General features: G+C 71.9%; 14 protein-coding genes. 9 read left to right on the plus strand and 5 right to left on the minus strand.

Annotated features, from left to right (window positions below; translation table 11 throughout):
* A partial coding sequence (locus QSK45_RS23355; RefSeq protein ID WP_285559960.1) for a maltotransferase domain-containing protein occupies positions 1-1,060 on the minus strand: 1,060 nt, incomplete at its 3' end.
* 324 nt (positions 1,061-1,384) lie between these two features.
* Between QSK45_RS23355 and glgP the strand changes: the two genes are divergently transcribed.
* Entirely contained in the window at positions 1,385-4,003 is a 2,619-nt protein-coding gene (gene glgP / locus QSK45_RS23360) for an alpha-glucan family phosphorylase (protein ID WP_285559962.1), read from the plus strand.
* A gap of 135 nt (positions 4,004-4,138) precedes the next feature.
* Positions 4,139-5,131 (plus strand): GNAT family N-acetyltransferase, encoded by a 993-nt coding sequence (locus QSK45_RS23365; protein WP_285559963.1) that lies wholly within the window; start codon positions 4,139-4,141, stop codon positions 5,129-5,131.
* Between the two features lie 48 nt (positions 5,132-5,179).
* Here QSK45_RS23365 and QSK45_RS23370 read toward each other — a convergent pair whose 3' ends face one another.
* Entirely contained in the window at positions 5,180-5,701 is a 522-nt protein-coding gene (locus QSK45_RS23370) for a DUF1990 domain-containing protein (RefSeq protein WP_285559964.1), read from the minus strand.
* A 72-nt stretch (positions 5,702-5,773) separates the two neighbouring features.
* Positions 5,774-7,423, minus strand: a complete 1,650-nt coding sequence (locus QSK45_RS23375; RefSeq protein ID WP_285559966.1) for a M4 family metallopeptidase — start codon at positions 7,421-7,423, stop codon at positions 5,774-5,776.
* A 1,468-nt stretch (positions 7,424-8,891) separates the two neighbouring features.
* On the opposite strand from QSK45_RS23375, the gene QSK45_RS23385 reads away from it, so the two are divergent.
* Genes QSK45_RS23385 through QSK45_RS23395 form a run of 3 tightly spaced genes read left to right on the plus strand, consistent with a single transcriptional unit; the run spans position 8,892 to position 13,062 of the window.
* Positions 8,892-10,679, plus strand: coding sequence for an ABC transporter ATP-binding protein (locus QSK45_RS23385; protein WP_285559968.1), 1,788 nt, complete (start codon positions 8,892-8,894; stop codon positions 10,677-10,679).
* Positions 10,676-12,490 (plus strand): ABC transporter ATP-binding protein, encoded by a 1,815-nt coding sequence (locus QSK45_RS23390; RefSeq protein ID WP_285559969.1) that lies wholly within the window; start codon positions 10,676-10,678, stop codon positions 12,488-12,490. Before QSK45_RS23385 ends, QSK45_RS23390 begins: the two co-directional genes overlap by 4 nt.
* 14 nt (positions 12,491-12,504) lie before the next feature.
* A complete protein-coding gene (locus tag QSK45_RS23395; protein ID WP_285559971.1) occupies positions 12,505-13,062 on the plus strand; it encodes a GNAT family N-acetyltransferase in 558 nt (185 codons plus the stop codon).
* Between the two features lie 187 nt (positions 13,063-13,249).
* Here QSK45_RS23395 and QSK45_RS23400 read toward each other — a convergent pair whose 3' ends face one another.
* Positions 13,250-13,747 (minus strand): RICIN domain-containing protein, encoded by a 498-nt coding sequence (locus QSK45_RS23400; protein WP_285559973.1) that lies wholly within the window; start codon positions 13,745-13,747, stop codon positions 13,250-13,252.
* Positions 13,748-14,364: 617 nt separating this feature from the next.
* Positions 14,365-16,596, minus strand: coding sequence for a glycogen debranching protein GlgX (gene glgX / locus QSK45_RS23405; protein ID WP_285559975.1), 2,232 nt, complete (start codon positions 16,594-16,596; stop codon positions 14,365-14,367).
* Positions 16,597-16,864: 268 nt separating this feature from the next.
* Between glgX and QSK45_RS23410 the strand changes: the two genes are divergently transcribed.
* The 4 genes from QSK45_RS23410 to QSK45_RS23425 all read left to right on the plus strand — a co-directional run bounded on the left by QSK45_RS23410 (position 16,865) and on the right by QSK45_RS23425 (position 21,221).
* On the plus strand, positions 16,865-18,088 hold the full coding sequence (locus QSK45_RS23410) for a L,D-transpeptidase (RefSeq protein WP_285559977.1): 1,224 nt from the start codon (positions 16,865-16,867) through the stop codon (positions 18,086-18,088).
* Between the two features lie 172 nt (positions 18,089-18,260).
* On the plus strand, positions 18,261-19,487 hold the full coding sequence (locus QSK45_RS23415; RefSeq protein WP_285559979.1) for a L,D-transpeptidase: 1,227 nt from the start codon (positions 18,261-18,263) through the stop codon (positions 19,485-19,487).
* 147 nt (positions 19,488-19,634) lie between these two features.
* Positions 19,635-20,402 carry an enoyl-CoA hydratase/isomerase family protein gene (locus tag QSK45_RS23420; RefSeq protein WP_285559980.1) on the plus strand — a complete coding sequence of 256 codons (768 nt, stop codon included), beginning with the start codon at positions 19,635-19,637 and terminating at the stop codon, positions 20,400-20,402.
* Between the two features lie 315 nt (positions 20,403-20,717).
* Positions 20,718-21,221, plus strand: a complete 504-nt coding sequence (locus QSK45_RS23425; RefSeq protein WP_285559981.1) for an ATP-binding protein — start codon at positions 20,718-20,720, stop codon at positions 21,219-21,221.
* Positions 21,222-21,241 lie beyond the last annotated feature (20 nt).

The raw sequence follows: 21,241 nt of genomic DNA on the forward strand, positions 1-21,241 counted from the left end.
GGGCGAAGTCCAGGGCGATCTCCAGGCCCGACCCGCGTGCCTCGTCGACGAAGTGGTCGAAGTCGTCGAGGGTGCCGAGGTCCGGGTGGATCGCGTCGTGGCCGCCCTCGGGGGAGCCGATCGCCCATGGCACGCCGACGTCGTCGGGTCCCGCGGTCAGGGTGTTGTCGGGGCCCTTGCGGAAGGTGCTGCCGATGGGGTGGACCGGTGGGAGGTAGACGACGTCGAAGCCCATCTCCGCGATCGCCCGCAGGCGCCGGGCCGCGGTGCGGAAGGTGCCGTGGGGCCGCTCGGCGGTGCCCTCGCTGCGCGGGAAGAACTCGTACCAGGAGCCGTAGAGAGCGCGCTCCCGCTCCACCAGCAGCGGCATCGGGTCGGAGGCGGTGACCAACTCCCGTAGCGGGTAACGGTCCAGGACCTCCCGCACGGAGGGCGACAGCGCCTCCGCGAGCCGCCAGGCGGCGGGGCGTTCCCCGTCCCGGAGGACGGCCACCGCGTCCAGGATCCCGCGCCGGTGTGCCGCGGGGGCCCCGGCGGCGGCACGTTCGTACAGCCGGGCGCCCTCTTCGAGGACCAGTTCGGTGTCGAGGCCGGCCGGGATCTTGATCCGGGCGTGGTGCCGCCAGGTGGCGAGCGGGTCGGCCCATGCCTCGACCGTATACGTCCAGCGGCCGGGTTCACCGGCGGTGACGGTGGCGCCCCAGCGGTCGGTGCCCGGGGCCAGTTCGCGCATCGGCGTCCAGGGGCCGGGGCGGCCCCGGGGATCGCGCAGCACCACGTTGGCCGCCACCGCGTCGTGCCCCTCGCGGAACACGGTGGCCGAGACCTCGAACGCCTCCCCGGTCACGGCCTTGGCCGGCCTGCGCCCGTGCTGGACCACGGGGCGTACGTCGAGGACCGGGATGCGGCCGAGGGCGGTGGCCCGCCCCGGTGGTGTCCCGGCGGCGGACCCGGCGCGTTTTCGGGCCGCCGCCTTCTTCGCCGCGGCCCTGGGGGCGCCGGCCGGCGGGGGTGAGGACGAGGTGTGCGTGGCGGCTGACGAGTGGTGCGTGGCGGGCATGACCGCTCCTGTCCGCGTCAACGTGGGATGACCAGGGGAGGTGGGTCCTGCGGGGGGGTACCGGGTGGTGCCCGTGGGGTGGGTACCGGTGGAGCCTTCCCATCCTTTTCGGGTGGGCAATCCGGAACTTTGTTAACTACTCGCGCGTATGTCCACCCACCGGACCGGCCCACTTGTACGAGTGCCCCCGGCCCGCCTCCCCACGCTCCGACACCCCCGCCGGCACGTCCCCACCGACGCCCCGGTAACCACTACCGTCGAGAGGGACGACGAGACGTACGCCGCCGTGCGTCTCACTCCGTAACGCGCCCGCCGAGGTGGCATGTGAAGGCGATCCGTCGGTTCACCGTCCGTCCCGTACTCCCCGAACCGCTGCGGCCCTTGGGTGAGCTGGCGCACAACCTGCGCTGGTCGTGGCATGCGGAAACGCGCGATCTGTTCCAGTCCGTCGACCCTGAGGCGTGGAGTGCGGCCGGGTGCGACCCGGTGCGGCTGCTCGGCCGGGTGCGGCCCGCGCGGCTGGCCGAGCTGGCCGGGGACCGGCGGTTCCGGCGCCGGCTGAACGCGGCCGCCGACGACCTGGACGACTACCTGACCGGTGACCGGTGGTACCAGGCGCAGTCCGAGGGACTGCCCGCCGCCGTGGCCTACTTCTCCCCCGAGTTCGGCATCACGGCCGCGCTTCCGCAGTACTCCGGGGGGCTCGGCATCCTCGCCGGCGACCATCTGAAGGCGGCCAGCGATCTCGGCGTGCCGCTGATCGGGGTCGGTCTGCTGTACCGGCACGGGTACTTCCGGCAGACCCTGTCCCGGGACGGCTGGCAGCAGGAGCACTACCCGGTGCTGGACCCCAACGAACTGCCGCTCACCCCGCTGGCGGAGGCCGGCGGGACGCCCGCCCGGGTCTCCCTCGCCCTGCCCGGCGGCCGGGCCCTGAACGCGCGGATCTGGCTGGCGCAGGTCGGCCGGGTGCCGCTGCTGCTGCTCGACTCGCACGTGGAGGAGAACGACCTCGGCGCACGCTCCGTCACCGACCGGCTCTACGGCGGCGGCGGCGAGCACCGGCTCCTTCAGGAGATGCTGCTCGGCATAGGAGGTGTCCGCGCGGTGCGCACGTACTGCCGGCTCACCGGGCACCCGGAGCCGGAGGTGTTCCACACCAACGAGGGCCACGCGGGCTTCCTCGGCCTGGAACGGATCGCCGAACTGTGCGCGCGGGGGCTGGACTTCGATGCCGCGCTCGAATCGGTGCGCGGCGGCACGGTGTTCACCACCCACACCCCGGTCCCGGCCGGCATCGACCGCTTCGAACGGGACCTGGTCGCCCGGCACTTCGGGCCCGACGCCGAGCTGCCCGGCATCGAGACCCAGCGTGTCCTCGCGCTCGGCATGGAGACGTACCCGGGCGGCGAGCCGAACCTGTTCAACATGGCCGTGATGGGGCTCAGGCTCGCCCAGCGGGCCAACGGGGTCTCGCTGCTGCACGGCAGGGTCAGCCGGGAGATGTTCGCGGGGCTGTGGCCGGGGTTCGACGCCGAGGAGGTGCCGATCACCTCCGTGACCAACGGGGTGCACGGGCCCACCTGGGTGGCACCGGAAGTGCTGCGGCTCGGCGCCCGGCGGATCGGCGCCCAGCGGGCCGAGGACGCGCTCGCCGTCGGCGGCTTCGACCGCTGGGACTCGGTGGCGGACATCCCGGACCAGGAGATCTGGGAGCTGCGCCGCACCCTGCGCGAACAGCTGGTGCTGGAGGTGCGGGAGCGGCTCGACGCGTCCTGGCGCCAACGGGGCGCCGGCAACGCCGAGCTGGGCTGGATCGACGGGGTGCTCGATCCGGACGTCCTGACCATCGGGTTCGCGCGGCGCGTGCCGTCGTACAAACGGCTGACACTGATGCTGCGCGACCGCGACCGGCTGCGCGAGCTGCTGCTGCACCCCGAGCGGCCGGTGCAGATCGTGGTGGCGGGCAAGGCGCATCCGGCCGACGACAGCGGGAAGCGGCTGGTGCAGGAGCTGGTGCGGTTCGCGGACGACACCCGGGTGCGGCACCGGATCGTCTTCCTCCCGGACTACGGCATGGCGATGGCACAGCGGCTCTACCCCGGCTGCGACGTCTGGCTGAACAACCCGCTGCGCCCGCTGGAGGCCTGCGGCACCTCCGGGATGAAGGCGGCGCTCAACGGCTGCCTCAACCTCTCGGTGCGCGACGGCTGGTGGGACGAGTGGTTCCGGCCGGACTTCGGCTGGGTCATCCCGACGGCGGACGGCACCGGCACGGACGCCGAGCGGCGCGACGACATCGAGGCGGCGGCCCTGTACGACCTGCTGGAGCAGCGGATCACCCCGCGCTTCTACGAGCGCGGCCGGGGCGGACTGCCCGACCGCTGGATCCAGATGGTCCGCCAGACCCTCGCCCTGCTCGGCCCGAGGGTGCTGGCGGGCCGCATGGTGCGCGAGTACGTCGAACGGCTCTACACTCCGGCCGCACACTCCCACCGCGCGCTGGTCCCGGACGCGGCGCGGGAGCTGGCCGAGTGGAAGGCGCGGGTGCGCGCCGCCTGGGGCGCCGTGAGCGTCGACCACGTGGAGACGACCGAGACGGCGGCCACCGCGGAACTGGGCACGACGGTCGGCCTGCGGGTGCGGGTCGGCCTCGGCGCGCTGACCCCGGACGACGTCGAGGTCCAGGCGGTGTCCGGCCGCGTGGACGCGCAGGACCGCATCACCGACGCCACCGTCGTCCCCCTGAAACCGGCCGGCACCCCCGACCTGGACGGACACCGCCTCTACGAAGGCCATCTCGCCCTCGACCGCACGGGCCCCTACGGCTACACGATCCGCGTCCTGCCGGCCCACCGGCTGCTCGCCTCGGCGGCGGAACCGGGCCTGGTGGCGCTGCCGGCGGAGGAACAGGGGGAGGGGGCGGGGGTGCTGCTGCGGTAGCGCGCGTCCGGTACGGCGGCCGGGCGCCCGGGGGCGCTCGGCCGTTCGGGTCTGGCCGGTGGAAGTAGACCCAACTGCCACTGGGAGTCGCTAAGTTGAGTCGAGCAGCGGTTTCCGGGACGGGCTGGGGGAGACATGGTCGCGGCGGACGGCACCATCGAGATCGTGCGGGCGCGGGAGGAGCATCTCGAGGCCGTCGTGGCGCTGGCCGAGTACTGGCGGCTCGACCCCGCGGACCCCGAGAAGGCCGGCCGGAACGGATTCCTGGTCTCCGACTACACCATCGACGACTACCGTGAGCGGCTGACCAGCGCGGAGCACTTCTGGGTGGCCGTCAAGGGCACGGACGTCGTCGGCTTCCTGCTCGCCTACAGCGACGCGCGCATCGGGCCCGAGGAATGGCTCAACCACCGGATCAAGAGCACGATGGGCGCCTTCCTCGTCATCAAGCAGATCTGTGTCGCGCAGTCGGTGGCCCGTGGCGGGGTCGCCTCGCGGCTCTATCACCACGTCATGGAGCGGTGGACGCGGAGCCCGGTGATAGCGGCCGTCGTCTGCGAGCCGTACAACGGGGCCTCGGTGGCATTCCACCGCAAGCTCGGCTTCGACGAGCTGACCCGGCTCACCCCGCCGGACGGCAGACGGCGGATGGTGTGGGTGGCGCGCAAGCCGCGCGAGCAGCTGCTCCAGACGCAGTACACGGTCGCCGTCGACCTGTACAAGCACGAGGACAACACCAACTGGCAGAAGCTGAACAACTTCCTGTACATCACCGCGGGTCTCGCGGCGGCGCTCGGTTTCACGTTCGGCGCGGACAAGGGTTCGGTGTCACCCGACAACGCGCGCGTCCTGGCCGCGGCGATCTGTTTCGTCGGCCTCGTGTCCGCGCTGTCCTTCGCCCAGATGCTGCGCTTCGGGCGCCGCTACCTCGGCGCCCGCAAGCGCTCGGCGATGGAGCTGGAGGAGGTGCTGGCCTGGCACGGCGGGCAGCGGGTCGTCGGCCGGGACGCGGAGATGGCGGGAAACGACTGGTTGCGTCAGTCGCCCACCGGCATCGTCATGATCGCGCTGCCGCTGCTGGTGGGCCTGGCCTGGCTGGGCGTCCTCGCGTTCGTGTTCGCGCGCTGACCGTCCGGGCGGTCGGGCGCCGTCGCCGCCGAGCGCCTCGGTGCGCGGTCAGTTCGTGTCGTACCCCGCGCATATCCTCCTGAGCACCGCCCCGCACCGCCGCGCGTACGCGTGCTGAAGGCCCCTCGTCGCCGGGCCGGCCGCCCTGGCGTACCACTTGGCCGGCCGGCTGAAGGCGGCGACGGTCAGCCAGACCGTGCCGTCGCCGGTGCGGTCGACGAGGAAGGCCTCCTCGCCGCACTCGGGGTGGTCCTGGAGGGTGCCGTAGGCCCAGCCGGCGCGGCGTGGTTCCTCGGCGGACCAGATTATGCGGCAGGGGGCCCTGACCAGGCCGGCCAGGGTGACCGTGACGTCCACGCCGGGGGCGGCGCGGTCGGCGGTGGCGTCGATGCCCACGCCGAGCGCGCGGTGCATCTCCCAGGTGAGGACCGCCTCGGCGGCCCGGCTGAAGACCTTCCGGCCCTCGCCGAGGCGGGCGCGCACCAGCAGCGGGCGGAACCCGGGCGGGCAGAAGGTCAGGTCGTCGCGGGTCGCTCCGACCGGTTCATAGGTGAAGGGTGCCGAGGACATGGGGCACAAGGGTAGGGCGGCACCCGGAGCAGATCCGCTCCGGGTGCCGCCCTCTTCACATCCTTGCCGGCGTCAGCTGACGTTGACCGCGGACCAGGCCGCCGCCACCGCGTTGTACTCGGTGCTGCCGGAGCCGTACAGGGCGGCCGCCGCGGACAGCGTGCCCGTGCGGGCCGACTTGTAGTTGGTGGTCGACGTGAAGTACGTCGTCAGCGCCTTGTACCAGATCTGCAGGGCCTTGGCCCGGCCGATACCGGTGACCGTGGAGCCGTTGTACGTCGGGGAGTTGTAGGTCACCCCGTTGATCGTCTTCGAGCCGCTGCCCTCGGACAGCAGGTAGAAGAAGTGGTTGGCGACACCGGACGAGTAGTGGACGTCCAGGCTGCCGACGGAGGAGGACCAGTAGTCCGCCGAGCCGCCGTCCTTGCTGGGCTTGTCCATGTAGCGCAGCGGGGTGCCGTCGCCGTTGATGTTGATCTTCTCGCCGATGAGGTAGTCACCGGCGTCCGAGCTGTTGTTCGCGTAGAACTCGACGCCCGTGCCGAAGATGTCGGAGGTCGCCTCGTTCAGACCGCCGGACTCGCCGCTGTAGTTCAGACCCGCGGTGTTGGAGGTGACGCCGTGGCTCATCTCGTGGCCGGCCACGTCCAGCGAGGTCAGCGGGTGGGTGTTGCTGGAGCCGTCGCCGTAGGTCATGCAGAAGCAGCTGTCGTCCCAGAACGCGTTCACGTACGAGTTGCCGTAGTGGACGCGGGAGTAGGCGCCGACGCCGTTGTTCTTGATGCCGCTGCGGCCGAAGGTGTTCTTGTAGAAGTCCCACGTCTCCTGGGCGCCGTAGGCGGCGTCCGCGGCGGCGGTCTGGTCCGTCGAGGAGCTGGAGGCGGTGCCGGTGCCCCAGATGTTGTCGGCGTCGGTGAACAGCGTGCCGGTGCCGCTCGTCTTGTGGGCCAGGTTGTAGGTCTTGTGGCCGCCGCGGGTGGCGTCGGTGAGCTGGTACGTCGACCCCGACAGGGTGGTGTCCAGGCTGACGGTGCCCGAGTACAGGGTCTTGCCGGTACCGGTGGCGTTCTCGATGCCCTGGTACTCGAAGAGCTTCTTGCCGGTGGCGGCGTCGGTGATGACGTGCAGCTGGTTCGGGGTGCCGTCGTCCTGGAGGCCGCCGACGACCGTCTCGTAGGCGAGGACGGGCTTGCCGGAGCCGGCCCAGATCACCTTGCGGGCGCCGTCCGCGGTGGACTTGGCCGAGCCGAGGGTCTTGGCGGCGGACACGGCCTGCTTCTCGGCCGCGGCCGGGGTGAGCTTGGGCGTGAGCGAGGCCACCTTGATGGTGGCCTTGGTGGCCTTGGTGACGCCCTCGGTCTTGCCGGACTTGGCGGTGTGCACGACCAGGTCGCCACCGAGGACCGGCAGGCCCGCGTAGGTGCGCTCGTAGCGGGTGTGCAGCGTGCCGTCGACGTCCTTGACGACGTCCTTGACGACCAGCTTCTCCTTGGCGCCGAGGCCTATCTGCTGCGCGGTTTCCGAGGCGTCGGCCTGCGCCTGCTTGATCAGCGAGGCGTGCGCGGTGGCGGACAGCGCGGTCGGCGCGGCGGCCAGGGGCTTGGCGGCGGCCGGGGCCGCCGAGGCGCTGGTGGCCAGACCGGCGGAGACGAGGGCTCCGGCGGCGACGGCGGTGGCGATGACCAGGCTGGTGCGCTTGTGACGCGCGTAGAGGGGGCTCACGCAAGCTCCTTCGTGGGGGAGGCCGACCAGCGTGGGGTTACTGGCCGGGAGGTGTTTCGCTGTGAAGCTGCTGTGCTGCTTGCGGCGTGGAGAGAGAGTGACATCCCGGGCGCGTACATGTCAGGACCCTGAAGTGATGTTGGCCTAAAAGCGATGTCCAGGGAAACATTGCAGTGGTGTAAACAGGTGGCGCGCGAGTGCTTCGCGACCCTCAACTCCCGCAAGTTGTCAGGCTCTTGACGTGTGATTTACAAGAACATCAGATTCCGGTCGACCGTCCGTGGCATGGCGTACGTGTCCGGATCCCGCCCCCGCGAACTTCCCTCTCATTGGCCGATTTGGCCATCCGGTGCACGACCGGGCGGTGCGCGGCCGGCGGACCGGTGATGGCGGTGCGGCCGTGCGGGACGGCGGCGAGGGCGCGTTCGGCGCGGCGTGCGGTCGCCGGGTCGGGGAGAGCGGTCGCCCCGTCCAGGACCGGGCGGGGGAGTCGTCCAACACAGCACCTCCGACGGCGAGTTGCCGGGACTGGGAGCCGGCGGTCGGGTGGCCGCCGGTACCGGGCCGACGGGCGGCTCACGGACCCGGGCGTCGGCGCCGACCGCCGTGCGGGCGGCCCACAGGACGGCTCCGGCGGCGGGTTCGGCGATGCGGAGGTCCCCGCGGACCGTGCCGCGGAAGACGCGGTGCTCCCGGGCACCGAGGACGGACACCGCGTCGCGCACGAAGGGGCCCCGCACGGTGTTGATCGGCAGCTCGGGACCGCGTCCCGCAGGGTCGCGCCGGCGGTGGCGACGTCCGCCGTGCCACGCGCCGTCAGGTCGCCGGCGCCGACCCGCTCCACGACGGAGGAGGACGGCGCCGGCACGTCCTCGACCTGACCCTCGCGCACCCGGGCCCGCGTCCGCTCGCCGAATCGGTCGCCCGCCCGGCGCGCCCAACGGGCCGGCAACAGCGCGGCCGGTGAGCACGGCAGCATCCCAGGACCGGCGGCCCACCGCGCCCGACTCGCACCTCGTCGGTGATCCGGCCGACCAGCCGGGGCCCGGGGAGCCAGGCCGCCGCGGCGAGCACGTTCAGCGGCGGTGTGCCGGCGAAGGCCCGCCGGGCGGCGCGCACCAGCACGGCCGGCCGCACGCCCGCGCGATCGGCGGCGGGCAGCGGGTCTCACGGGTGCTCGGGAACCGGCTCCCCGCGCGTCGGCGTTCCCCGGGTCCCAGGCCACGGGTACCACCACCCGCCGTGCGTGTCCGCCGCTCCCGGCCCCCCGTCCGCGGCGACCCCCAGGCCCTCCACCTACCGTGCACCGCCGCAGAGCAGACCTCGGCGGCAGCGGTCCCCTCCCGCGGGGCTCCACCGGCGAACGGCGGGGAGCGACGGGGGCCCGGGGACGTAGGACCAGCGGCGGAGGCGGGTCGGGCCGAAACTCGGTGGGCGATGTCCGCGCCGGTCCGTACGCTCGCCCCTGATGTCCACGACACCCGCCACCCCCAGGAACCGATCCGCCGTACGCAGCCTGATGCGGCTGTGGCCGTACGTGCGGCCCGTGCGCGCCCGGCTGTTCACCGCGGCCCTCGTCGCGGTCGTCGCCTCGTGCACGGGGCTGGTGATCCCGCTCGTCCTGAAGTGGATCGTGGACGGACCGGTCGCCGACCGGGACCCGGCCGGGGTGTGGCTCGGGGCGCTGTATCTGCTGCTGCTCGGGATCGCCGAGGCGGTGCTGTTCGGCGTACGACGCTGGCTCGTGGCCCGGCCGCTGTCGCATGTCGAGGCGGAGATGCGGGCCGATCTGTACCGGCATCTGCAACGGCTGCCCGTCGCCTTCCACGACCGCTGGGCGTCCGGGCAGTTGCTCTCGCGCGGCACCACGGATCTGATGCTGCTGCGCATGTTCCTCGCCTTTCCGCTGACCTTCCTCCTGGTCAACGGCGTCACGATCCTCGTCGGCGTGGTCATCATGCTCGTCCAGGACTGGACGCTCGGACTCGTCGTGCTCGTGCCCGCCGTGCCCGTGCTGTGGACGTGCGTGGTCTTCGAGGGGCGGTACGCGCGGGTCGCGCGGCGGGCCCAGGACCAGGTGGGGGACCTGACGACGCTGGTCGAGGAGAGCGTGCTCGGCATCCGCATCATCAAGGGGTTCGGGCGGCATCGGAGCCAGGCGCGGGCGTTCGGCGCCCTGTCCGCGCGGTTGCGCGGGACCGAGTTGCACAAGGCGCGGCTGCTGGCCACGATCTGGGGGGTCATCGTCACGCTGCCGGAGGCGGCGATCGGGGCGGCGCTGGTGCTCGGGGTGGTGCAGGTCGCCGACCGGGATCTCTCGGCGGGGACGCTGGTGGCCTTCCTCAGTACGGCGCTGGCGTTGCGGTGGCCGGTCGAGTCCATCGGCTTCCTCCTGGCCATGAGCCAGGAGGCGGCCACGGCCACCGAGCGGTACTTCGAGGCGATGGACGAGGCGCCCGAGGACGCGGCCGCGGCACCGCCCCGCGAGCGCGGGCAGGCGGACCCGGCCACCGACGCCGGACTCCGCTTCGAGGGCGTCCGGTTCCGCTACCCCGACGCCGACCCCGGCTCCCCGCCCCTCCTCGACCGCGTCGACCTCCACATCCGCCCCGGCGAGTCCATGGCCCTCGTCGGCGCCACCGGCAGCGGCAAGACCACGCTGACCGCCCTCGTCCCGCGCCTCCACGAGGTCACCTCGGGCCGCATCACCCTGAACGGCGTCGACATCACCGCGATGCCCCGCGAGGAACTGCGCGAGAAGGTCGCCGTCGCCTTCGAGGAACCCACTCTCTTCTCCACGACCGTCGGGGAGAACGTCCTCATGGGCGCGCCGGACGGCACCGGCCGGGCCGAGCTCGACCGCGCCCTCTCCATCGCGCAGGCCGACTTCGCGCACGCCCTCCCCGAGGGCACCGCGACCCGCGTCGGCGAGCAGGGCCTCAGCCTCTCCGGCGGCCAGCGGCAGCGGCTCGCGCTGGCGCGGGCCGTCGTGGGCCGGCCGGAGTTCCTGGTGCTCGACGACCCGCTGTCCGCACTGGACGTGCACACGGAGGCCGCCGTGGAGGCCGCGCTGCGCCGGGTGCTCGCGGACACCACCGCGCTGATCGTGGCCCACCGGCCGTCCACCGTCCTGCTCGCCGACCGGGTGGCGCTGCTGTCCGGGGGCCGGATCGCGGCCGTGGGCACGCACCAGGAGCTGCTGCGCACCAACGCCGAGTACGCGCACCTCATGTCCGGCGAGGAGGACTCCCGTTGACCGCCCCGAGCCCGAGCCCCGACAACCCGTTCGACCGGGACGTCCTGCCCTCCCCGCCCGGCGCCACCGCCGCCCTGCTGCGCTCGCTGCTCGCGCCGATGAAGGCCCGCGCCGTCCTCACCACCACCCTGCTGCTGCTCCAGCAGGCGGCCGCGCAGGCGGGCCCGCTCCTGGTGGCGTACGCCATCGACCGTGCCGTACCGGCGTTCCGGGAGGACCGGTTCGGGCCGCTGATCGCGGTGGGCGTCGGCTATCTGCTGTGCGCGCTGCTCTCCGGGGGGCTCCAGGTCGCGTTCGTCCGGACGTCCGCCCGGGTCAGCCAGGACGTGCTGCTGGACCTGCGCGGGCGGATCTTCCGGCACGCGCAGGCGCTGAGCATCGACTTCCACGAGCGCTACACGTCCGGGCGGCTGATCTCCCGCTCCACCACCGACGTCGAGTCGCTGCGCGAACTCCTGGAGGACGGACTCCAGGAACTGGTGACGGTCGTCCTGTCGTTCCTCTACATCTCGGCCCTGCTGCTGTGGCTGGACCTCGGGCTCGGCGCGGTGGCGGTGGCCTCCTTCGTGCCGCTGTACTTCCTGATCCGGCTCTACCAGCGGCGCGCGGGACGGGTGTTCCGGGCGCGGTCCACGGCCATCGCGGCGGTGATCGTGAAGTTCGTGGAGACGATGAACGGCATCCGCCCGGTGCGCGCCTTTCGCCGGGAGGCGGCCAACGACGCCGCGTTCGCGGAGCTGAACCGCGCCCATGAGCGGACCAACGGGGACTCGCTGCTGGAGATGGCCCGCTATGTGGTCGGCTCCCGGCTCGTCGCCAACACGGCGGTCGCGGGCATCGTGCTCTGGGGCGCCTACCGGGTCGCGTCCGGCTCGCTGGAACTGGGTGTGCTGGCGGCGGCGGTGCTGTACCTGCGCCGCCTGTACGACCCGATCGACCGGCTCGGGATGTTCCTGAACTCCTACCAGTCGGCCGCCGCCTCCCTGGAGAAGATCGCCGGACTGCTCGCCCAGACGCCGTCCGTGCCCGAGCCGGACCAGCCGCGCGAACTGCCGCCGTCCACCGGCGCGTTCCCGGGCCGGGCGGTGACCTTCGACGGGGTCCGCTTCGCCTACCGCACCGGCGGCGAGGTGCTGCCCCGCTTCGACCTGACCCTTCCGGCCGGGCAGACCGTGGCCGTCGTCGGCGCCACCGGCGCGGGCAAGTCCACGCTGGCCAAGCTGCTCGCCCGCTTCTACGACCCCACCGACGGGCGCGTGCTGCTCGACGGGGTGGACCTGCGCGACCTGTCCACGGCCGAACTGCGGCGCGGGGTGGTGATGGTGACGCAGGAGGCGTTCCTGTTCTCCGGCACCGTCGCGGACAACATCGCGATCGGCCGCCCGGACGCCTCCCGGGAGGAGATCGAGCGGGCCGCGAAGGTGATCGGCGCCCACGAGTTCATCAGCACCCTGCCCGACGGCTACGACACCGACGTGCGCAAGCGCGGCGGCCGCATCTCCGCGGGCCAGCGCCAACTGGTCGCCTTCGCCCGCGCGTTGCTCGCCGACCCGGCCGTCCTCATCCTGGACGAGGCCACCAGCTCCCTCGACGTCCCCGGCGAACGGGCCGTCCAGCGCGCCATGTCCACCGTCCTGCGCGGCCGCACCGCCGTGGTCATCGCCCACCGCCTGTCCACCGTGGAGATCGCCGACCGCGTCCTGGTGATGGCCGACGGCCGCATCGTCGAGGACGGCCGGCCCGCCGAACTCATCGCCGGTGCGGGCAGGTTCGCCGACCTGCACCAGGCGTGGCAGGACAGCCTGGCCTGAGGGAGGGACCCACCGTGACCTGGCCGGCCGCCGCCCCCACCGGCACCTCGCGCCTTCGCCTCGAACCCCTGCGGGTCGCGCACGCGGCGGAGGCGGTCCGCCTGTTCGACGACGTACGACTGCACACGTGGACCGGCGGCGCGCCCGCCACCCCGGAGGAACTCGAGGCCCGGTACCGGCGCCAGTCGGCCGGGCACTCCCCGGACGGCCGGCAGGGCTGGCTGAACTGGATGCTGCGGCGGCTGACGGACGGACGGCTCGTCGGCACCGTCCAGGCCACCCTCTCCCACCCGGACGCGGACGACGAACCGGGCGTGACCGAGGCCGCGCTCGCCTGGGTGATCGGCGTCGAGCACCAGGGCGAGGGCTACGGACGCGAGGGCGCGCTCGCCATGGCCGACTGGCTGCGCGACCACGGGGTGGACCGGTTCACCGCGCACATCCACCCCGGACACGAGGCGTCCATGGCCATCGCGAGGGCGCTCGGCCTGCGGGCCACGGACCGGATCGCCGACGGCGAGGTGCTGTGGCGGGGGCCCGGTCACGGCACGCCCAACTCGAAGAGGGCGTAGCCCGCGTAGGAGCCGGAGGCGAGTGATCGGGGTGCGTGCACTCGATTCACTGCCGCACTCCGGACTCGACTCGCCGAACGTCCAGCAGTTGCGTGTATCCAGCCTGACCATCATGCGCTCGGTTACTTCCCGTGCTGGCAGCAGCGGTCACCAGTATTTATCGCAGCGACTCGACGACCGTTGTCTGCTATACCCACGACCATTTCTGATCTTTATTGCCGTTGCAGCTCCACTGGATTGCGGTCGACCCCTTGCCGAAGCTTCCGTACCCGGCAAGGCACATTTTTGAATTCCGGTTGATAATCTCGGCTCCGTTACCCGACTTCCAGTACCACTTCTGGTCGGGATTTCCATTGCAATCCCACACCGAGATGTCTGCACCCCGTGACTTCGAGCCGCCATAGACGCCCAGGCACTGGCCGTTGCGGTTGATTATCTGGTAGAAGCTCCCGCGGGCATCCTTGCCGATGTAGTTGAAGCTCCAGATTTGATCACGGTTGCCATTGCAAGACCACATGTACCCAACTGTGCGGTCAGCGCCGGTAAGGCTTCCCAGGCAATAGCCGTAACCGCTTTTCAGGCTATGACCGCCCGCCGCCGATGCCGTCGGCGCCAGCCCGACGACCGTCATTACTGCGGCCGATATGGCGCCCGCCACGGTCGCCGTGCGCGCAAACTTGTTCATATTTAAACCCTCCAGGAACTATCGATGAGTGCATTCGCGACCGGGGCATATGGCTGAGCCGCCTAAGGGTCATCCTTGGCCCGCCTGTCCGGCGATTCGGTATGCCGAAAACCTCGGCCGCACTCTCAATCGCGGACCTTCGCATCGTCGCATGTGCTGCCCGATATCGAGAACATACACTACTGATCTTTTGACGCCGCGTCAGGCCGTCGTGCATGCTCGGCGTGACGGAACTCAAACCTTGCGGTGAATGGCTGATTTCAGCTGTGGAGGCGCATGCGCACGAAGTGTCGGCCGCGGGGCCTTGACGGTGAACCAGCTCGACTGCTGGGGTTGTCGCTTACTTGATTTGGGGCTCCGGTTGGGAAACCTTGCACCTGCCTCGAGGGAGGCGGGGCTGCTTTTGCAGCCCGTTTCGGCGTCTTGCGGGGACTGGTGGAGTGCAACCGCGGAGATCTTGTCGCATGGCGTCGCGGCAAAGTTCCGGCACGACATGCGCCTGCTCCATTCGTACGGTCCCCGCTTCGCGTCGGCGTTCTCCGGAGGGAGAGAGTCCCTGGACCCCCTCGCGCGCTGCACCCCGCGGGCGTGATCCGCGTCACGCGTGGCGCGCGGGTTCAGACGACCCGCAGCAGCAGCACCGCCCGCCCCGGCACCACGAGTTCCGTGCCCGCCGGACGCACCGTGCCCGGCGCCGCCGACTGGTCCTCGCGGGAGGTGTCCACCACCACCTCGTACCGCTCGGCCCACGGCGGACCCGGCAGCACGAAGGCGGTCGGGGACCCGCCCGCGTGCAGCAGGGCGAGGAAGCTGTCGTCCACCACCCGCGCGCCCCGCTCGTCGCGGCCCGGGATGTCCCGCCCGGAGAGGAACATGCCGAGGGTGGCCGCGGGGGCGTACCAGTCGCCCTCGGTCATCTCCGCGCCCCGCGCCGTGAACCACGCGAGGTCCCGCAGCCCGTCCGCGGTCTGCGCCCGGCCGGAGAAGAAGGCGCGCCGACGCAGCACGGGATGGCGGTGGCGCAGCGCGATCAGCCGCGAGGTCAGTTCGAACAGCGCCCGCCAGCCCGGCTCTTCGAGCAGCGACCAGTCCAGCCAGCCGATCTCGTTGTCCTGGCAGTACGCGTTGTTGTTGCCGCCCTGGGTGCGCCCGAACTCGTCGCCGGCCACCAGCATGGGCACGCCCGTGGACAGCAGCAGCGTGGTGAGCAGATTGCGCAACTGGCGGCGGCGCAGCGCCCGGACGCCCTCGTCCGCCGTCTCGCCCTCCGCGCCGCAGTTCCAGGACCGGTTGTCGTCGGCGCCGTCCCGGTTGTCCTCACCGTTCGCCTCGTTGTGCTTGCGCTCGTACGACACCAGGTCGCGCAGCGTGAAACCGTCGTGCGCGGTGACGAAGTTGACCGAGGCGTACGGGCGCCGGCCGCCCCAGGCGTACAGGTCGCTGGAGCCGGACAGCCGGTAGCCCATCTCGCGCACATCGGGCAGCGCGTGGCGCCAGAAGTCCCGGACGGCGTCGCGGTAGCGGTCGTTCCACTCCGCCCACAACGGCGGGAAGGCGCCCACCTGGTAGCCGCCGGAGCCGATGTCCCAGGGCTCGGCGATGAGTTTGACCCGGCGCAGCACCGGGTCCTGGGCGATCACCGCGAGGAACGGGGACAGCATGTCCACGTCGTGCATCGAGCGGGCGAGTGCCGCCGCCAGGTCGAAGCGGAAGCCGTCCACGCCCATCTCGGTCACCCAGTAGCGCAGCGAGTCGGTGATCAGCCGCAGCACCTGGGGCCGGACCACGTGCAGGGTGTTGCCGCAGCCGGTGTAGTCGGCGTAGCGGCGGGCGTCGTCCTGGAGCCGGTAGTAGGCGCGGTTGTCGATGCCCTTGAGGGAAAGGGTCGGCCCCAGTTCACCCGCCTCCGCCGTGTGGTTGTAGACCACGTCGAGGATCACCTCGATGCCGGCGGCGTGCAGCGCGCGCACCATCCGCTTGAACTCGCCGACCTGCTGTCCCGCCGTACCGGAGGCGGCATAGGCGGCGTGCGGGGCGAAGTAGCCGATGGAGTTGTAGCCCCAGTGGTTGCGCAGCCCCCGGCGCAGCAGATGGTCCTCGTGGGCGAACTGGTGGACGGGCAGCAGCTCCACGGCCGTCACGCCCAGACTCACCAGGTGGTCGACGGCGGCCGGGTGGGCGAGACCGGCGTACGTCCCGCGCAGCGGCCCGGGTATCGCGGGGTGCAGCTTGGTGAAACCGCGCACGTGCAGCTCGTAGATGACCGAGTCCGCCCAGGGCGTCTTGGGGCGGCGGTCGTCGGACCAGTCGTCGTCATCGTGGACGACGACACCCTTCGGGACGTACGGCGCCGAGTCCCGCTCGTCGCGCACCGTGTCGGCGACGTGCTGCTCCGGCCAGTCGCGCACATGGCCGTACACCTCGGCCGGCAGGGTGAACTCGCCGTCCACGGCGCGCGCGTACGGGTCGAGGAGCAGCTTCGCCGGGTTCCAGCGGGCGCCGGTCCACGGGTCCCAGCGCCCGTCCACCCGGTAGCCGTACCGCTGGCCGGGCAGGACGCCCGGCACGAAGCCGTGCCAGATCTCGTGCGTCAGCTCGGTCAGCGGGACCCGTGTCTCCCCGCCGTCCGCGTCGAAGAGGCAGACCCGGACCGCCTCCGCCCCGGCCGCCCACAGCGCGAAGTTGGTGCCCGCCACCCCGTCGGGACCGACCCGGAAGCGGGCCCCCAGCGGCGTCGGGGCCCCCGGCCACGCGGCCGGGACGGGTACCGGGGCGCGTCGGGCGCCGTTCGTCGGGGGCACCGCGGCCCGCTGTCCGGCCGGTGCCCGCTGCTCGGCTGCGCTCGTCACCTGTCGGCCCCTCTTCCCGTGCCTCGGCCGGGAGCGGCGCAGCCCGCCGAGCCGGGCCGCCGGGCATGCCCTGAGGCACCCGGACGGACCCGGCGCGGCCCGCCGTACCGGGCCGCCGGCAGGTCCGGCCACCCGGTGCGGCCGCGCCCCTCGGCTCCGGTGCGGGCGCGGCGGTCGGCTCCCCGACGTGTCGTCCTTCCCACAGTTCTGCCCACCGCATGGCTCGCACTCACGTTTCCCCGGAGCGTGCCCGGTCGTTGGGTACCGCGTGAGGCACGTACAACGACGCGCACGGCGCGCGGGGGCCGCACTGGCCGCCGTACTGACATGGGCCGGACTGCTGGCCGGATGCACCGCGGGCGGCTCGGGCCCGCTGGGCCTGGGCGGCAGACCCGGCGGGACACCGGCCCCTCGCGACGCGATCCGCGTCGCCCCCGACGACGGCAGCACGGCCGTCCGGCAGACCCAGCGGCTGCGGGTGCGGGTGCCCGACGGCCGCCTGGAGAAGGTGAAGGTCGTCAAGGAGCAGGACGCGCGGGCCACCCCGGTCCCCGGGCACCTCAGCGCGGACGGGCTGACCTGGCGGCCGGACGACGACAGACTGGCGCTCGCCGCCAGATACACCGTGGACGCGGTGGCGCTGGACTCGCGGGGCCGGCGCTCGGCCCGGCACGCCACCTTCACCACCCGCGTCCCCGACAAACGGTTCATCGCCTACGCCACCCCCGAGAACCGCGCGGTCGTCGGCACCGGGGAGATCGTCTCCCTGGCCTTCAGCACGGACATCGTGAACAAGGCCGCCGTCGAACGGGCCGTGCGCGTCAGGGCGCGGCCCGCCGTGGAGATCCGCCCCCACTGGTTCGGCAAGAACCGGCTGGACTTCCGCCCGGAGAAATACTGGAAGCCCGGCACCAAGGTCACCGTCGACCTCGGGCTGCGCGACGTCGAGGCCGCCAAGGGCGTCTACGGGCTCCAGGACAAGAGCTTCTCCTTCACCATCGGGCGCAGCCAGACCTCCCTGGTCGACGTGGCGGCGCACACCATGGAGGTGCGGCGCGACGGGCGGCTGCTCGCCACCGTCCCGATCACCGCGGGCGCCCCCGAGAACCCCACCTACAACGGCAAGATGGTGGTGATGGAGATGCTGGAGGAGACCCGGATGAACGGTCAGACGGTCGGCTTCGGCGGCGAGTACGACATCCCCGACGTCCCGCACGCCATGCGGCTCACCGACTCCGGCACCTTCCTGCACGGCAACTACTGGGACCCGACCGCTCCCGGCGTGGCCAACGTCAGCCACGGGTGTGTGGGCCTCAGGGACGTCCAGGGCGGCAGCTCGGACACCCCCGCGGGGTGGTTCTTCGACCGCAGTCTGGTCGGTGACGTCGTGGAGATCGTCAACAGCCAGGACAAGACCGTCGACCCGGGCAACGGCTACGGCGGGTGGAACCTGTCCTGGCAGGCGTGGAAGGCGGGTTCCGCGGTGAGATGACCACGGGGACGGCCACAAGGCGGCGCGCGCGGGGGAACGGTGCGGGTGACAGGCGGAAGTTGCGACGGAACAGTGACATTCGCCTGACACCCCGCTCAAAACCGGGCAGTTAATATGCGCGCACCGATGTGGTGGGGAGCGGGCCGAGCAGGCCCGGCGAGGGGAGAACAACTTGAACGTGCGGCCGATATCGGGGGCGTCGGTGGCGAGGCGGCGGCGGCGCGCGGCAGGGGGGCTCATAGCCGGCTCCCTGGTGCTGTCGCTCGCGGCGTGCGGCGGTGGCGGTGGCGGTGGCAAGGGCGACGACGGCAAGGGCGCCGCGACCCAGCAGGGCCGCCCGTCCACCGCGGCCGTCAGCATCGCGCCCCAGTCCGGTGCCACGGGCGTCGACACCGACGGCGCCCTCAGAGTCAGCGCGGCCCGGGGCAGGTTGACCGAGGTCACCGTCAAGGACGGCAAGGGCGCGAAGGTCGACGGCAGCATCAGCGGCGACGGCTCCTCCTGGAAGCCGTCCGCGCACCTCGCCTCCGGCACCACGTACACGGTGCACGCGGTCGCCAAGGACACCGACGGCCGCGAGACCACCAAGGACTCCCGCTTCACCACCCTCACCCCGAAGAGCACCTTCCTCGGGTACTTCACCCCCGAGGACGGCTCCACCGTCGGCGTCGGCATGCCGTTCTCCGTCAACTTCAGCCGGGGCATCACCCATCCCGACGCCATCGAGAAGTCCATCAGGATCAAGACGGATCCGCCGGTCGACGTCGAGGGCCACTGGTTCGGCAACGACCGCCTCGACTTCCGCCCCGAGCACTACTGGAAGTCCGGTACCAAGGTCACCGTGGACCTCGACCTCGACGGCGTCGAGGGCCGCGACGGCGTCTACGGCAAGCAGCACAAGACGGTGTCGTTCACCATCGGCCGCAGCCAGGTCTCCGTGGTGGACGCGAGCAAGCACACCATGCAGGTCACCCGCGACGGCAAGGTCATCAAGAACCTCCCGGTCACCACCGGCAAGCCCGGCTACGACACGTGGAACGGCCAGATGGTCATCAGCGAGAAGCTGTCCGTGACCCGGATGAACGGCGAGACGGTCGGCTACGGCGGCGAGTACGACATCAAGGACGTCCCGCACGCCATGCGCCTGACCACCTCCGGCACCTTCGCCCACGGCAACTACTGGGGCGGCGGCGCCTTCGGCAACTACAACGCCAGCCACGGCTGCATCGGACTGCGCGACGTGAAGGGCGGCTACGACTCCTCGACGCCGGCCGCGTGGTTCTTCGACCACTCGATCCTCGGCGACGTGGTGGTCGTCAAGCACTCCCACGAGAAGACCGTGGACCCGGCGAACGGGTTCAACGGGTGGAACATGTCGTGGGCGGACTGGAAGAAGTAAACCCTTCGGGGCCTGAGGCACGCCCTGCGCGGCCCCGGAGAGGCAAGCCCTCCGGGGCCTGAGGCAGGCTTCGCGCGGTGCGCGGGCCCGGTGCTGTGACCTACGGCACCGGGCCCGCCGCCGTTAGTCGCCGTTAACCTGAACCGCATGACCGTCACTCTTGATGTCGCCGAAGGCGTCGGCACGCTGCGTCTCGACCGCCCCCCGATGAACGCGCTGGACGTCGCCACCCAGGACCGGCTGAGGGAACTCGCCGAGGAGGCCACGCGCCGCGACGACGTGCGCGCCGTGGTGATCTATGGCGGGGAGCGGGTGTTCGCGGCGGGCGCGGACATCAAGGAGATGCAGAACATGGACCACACCGCGATGGTCCTGCGCTCCCGCGGCCTCCAGGACGCGTTCACCGCCGTGGCCCGCATCCCCAAGCCCGTCGTCGCCGCCGTCACCGGCTACGCCCTCGGCGGCGGCTGCGAACTCGCCCTGTGCGCCGACTACCGCATCGCCGCCGACAACGCCAAGCTCGGCCAGCCCGAGATCCTGCTCGGCCTGATCCCGGGCGCCGGCGGCACCCAGCGCCTGCCCCGCCTGGTCGGCCCCTCCAAGGCCAAGGACCTCATCTTCACCGGCCGCATGGTCAAGGCGGACGAGGCCCTCGCCATCGGCCTGGTGGACCGGGTCGTCCCGGCCGCCGAGGTCTACGAGCAGGCGCACGCCTGGGCCGCCAGGCTCGCGCAGGGCCCGGCCATCGCGCTGCGCGCCGCGAAGGAGGCCGTCGACACCGGTCTGGAGACCGACATCGACACCGGTCTCGCGGTCGAACGGAACTGGTTCGCGGGCCTGTTCGCCACCGAGGACCGTGAGCGCGGCATGCGCAGCTTCGTCGAGGAAGGACCGGGCAAGGCCAAGTTCCTTTAATCCAGGCACGGGAGGACGCAAGGGGGTTGTTCCTGGGAATGAACTCCCTTGCGTACACCGGTAATTGACGTACCGTCGCGTCCGGGTCCCTCGTTGGGGCGGATTATGGGAGCCTTGAGGCACCCTTAAGTCTGTCCGGTCGAGGGAGCCCCGCGATTGCCCGAAAGTGAGTCGTCCTCGCAGGTCAGCAGGGCCTTACCGGCCAGTGACATGCCATCGGCATATGCCAACAGGTCGGCGTGGAACAGGGGCGTGCGGGGGGCGTATTCCTCTGGAACGGCCCCCAACGCGGCTCAGGACGGCCATCATGGGGGCATGGCGGGGCTGGAGGGCATCGAGCAGCCGCGGGGACACAGCCGCGCGTCCGCGGCACGCTGGTCGCCCACGGTCGAGGACGAGCGGGCGCTCAAGGCGCTGGAACTGTTCGGCGATCCAGCGGAGCGGGAGGTGCAGCTGCCGTCCCGCCCGGAATCCGCCGCCACCGCCCGCCGCCTCGCCCAGGTCGTGGTCCTGCGCACCTGGCGGCTCACCCCCAAGCTGGCCGAGGATACGGTCCTGCTCGTGTCCGAACTGGTCGGCAACGCCGTACGGCACACCGGCGCCCGCGTCTTCGGCCTGCGCATGCGCTGCCGCCCCGGCTGGATGCGCGTCGAGGTCCGCGACCCCTCGCGGGGGCTGCCGTGCCTGATGCCGGTTCAGGAACTGGACGTCAGCGGCCGCGGGCTGTTCCTGATCGACAAGCTCTCCGACCGCTGGGGCGTGGACCTGCTGCCGCGCGGCAAGACGACGTGGTTCGAGATGCGGGTGAACGAGCGGTAGGGCGGGGCGCGACGCAAGAT

This window comes from Streptomyces hygroscopicus subsp. hygroscopicus, from assembly GCF_030269125.1.
GTDB classification, from domain to species: Bacteria; Actinomycetota; Actinomycetes; order Streptomycetales; family Streptomycetaceae; genus Streptomyces; species Streptomyces hygroscopicus_C.

Excerpts from the sequence above, each read along its gene's own strand:
- QSK45_RS23365 (WP_285559963.1), top strand. The coding sequence starts at position 4,139 with ATGGTCGCGGCGGACGGCACCATCGAGATCGTGCGGGCGCGGGAGGAG.
- QSK45_RS23420 (WP_285559980.1), top strand. The coding sequence starts at position 19,635 with ATGACCGTCACTCTTGATGTCGCCGAAGGCGTCGGCACGCTGCGTCTC.
- QSK45_RS23385 (WP_285559968.1), top strand. The coding sequence starts at position 8,892 with ATGTCCACGACACCCGCCACCCCCAGGAACCGATCCGCCGTACGCAGC.
- QSK45_RS23425 (WP_285559981.1), top strand. The coding sequence starts at position 20,718 with ATGGCGGGGCTGGAGGGCATCGAGCAGCCGCGGGGACACAGCCGCGCG.
- QSK45_RS23370 (WP_285559964.1), bottom strand. The coding sequence starts at position 5,701 with ATGTCCTCGGCACCCTTCACCTATGAACCGGTCGGAGCGACCCGCGAC.
- QSK45_RS23400 (WP_285559973.1), bottom strand. The coding sequence starts at position 13,747 with ATGAACAAGTTTGCGCGCACGGCGACCGTGGCGGGCGCCATATCGGCC.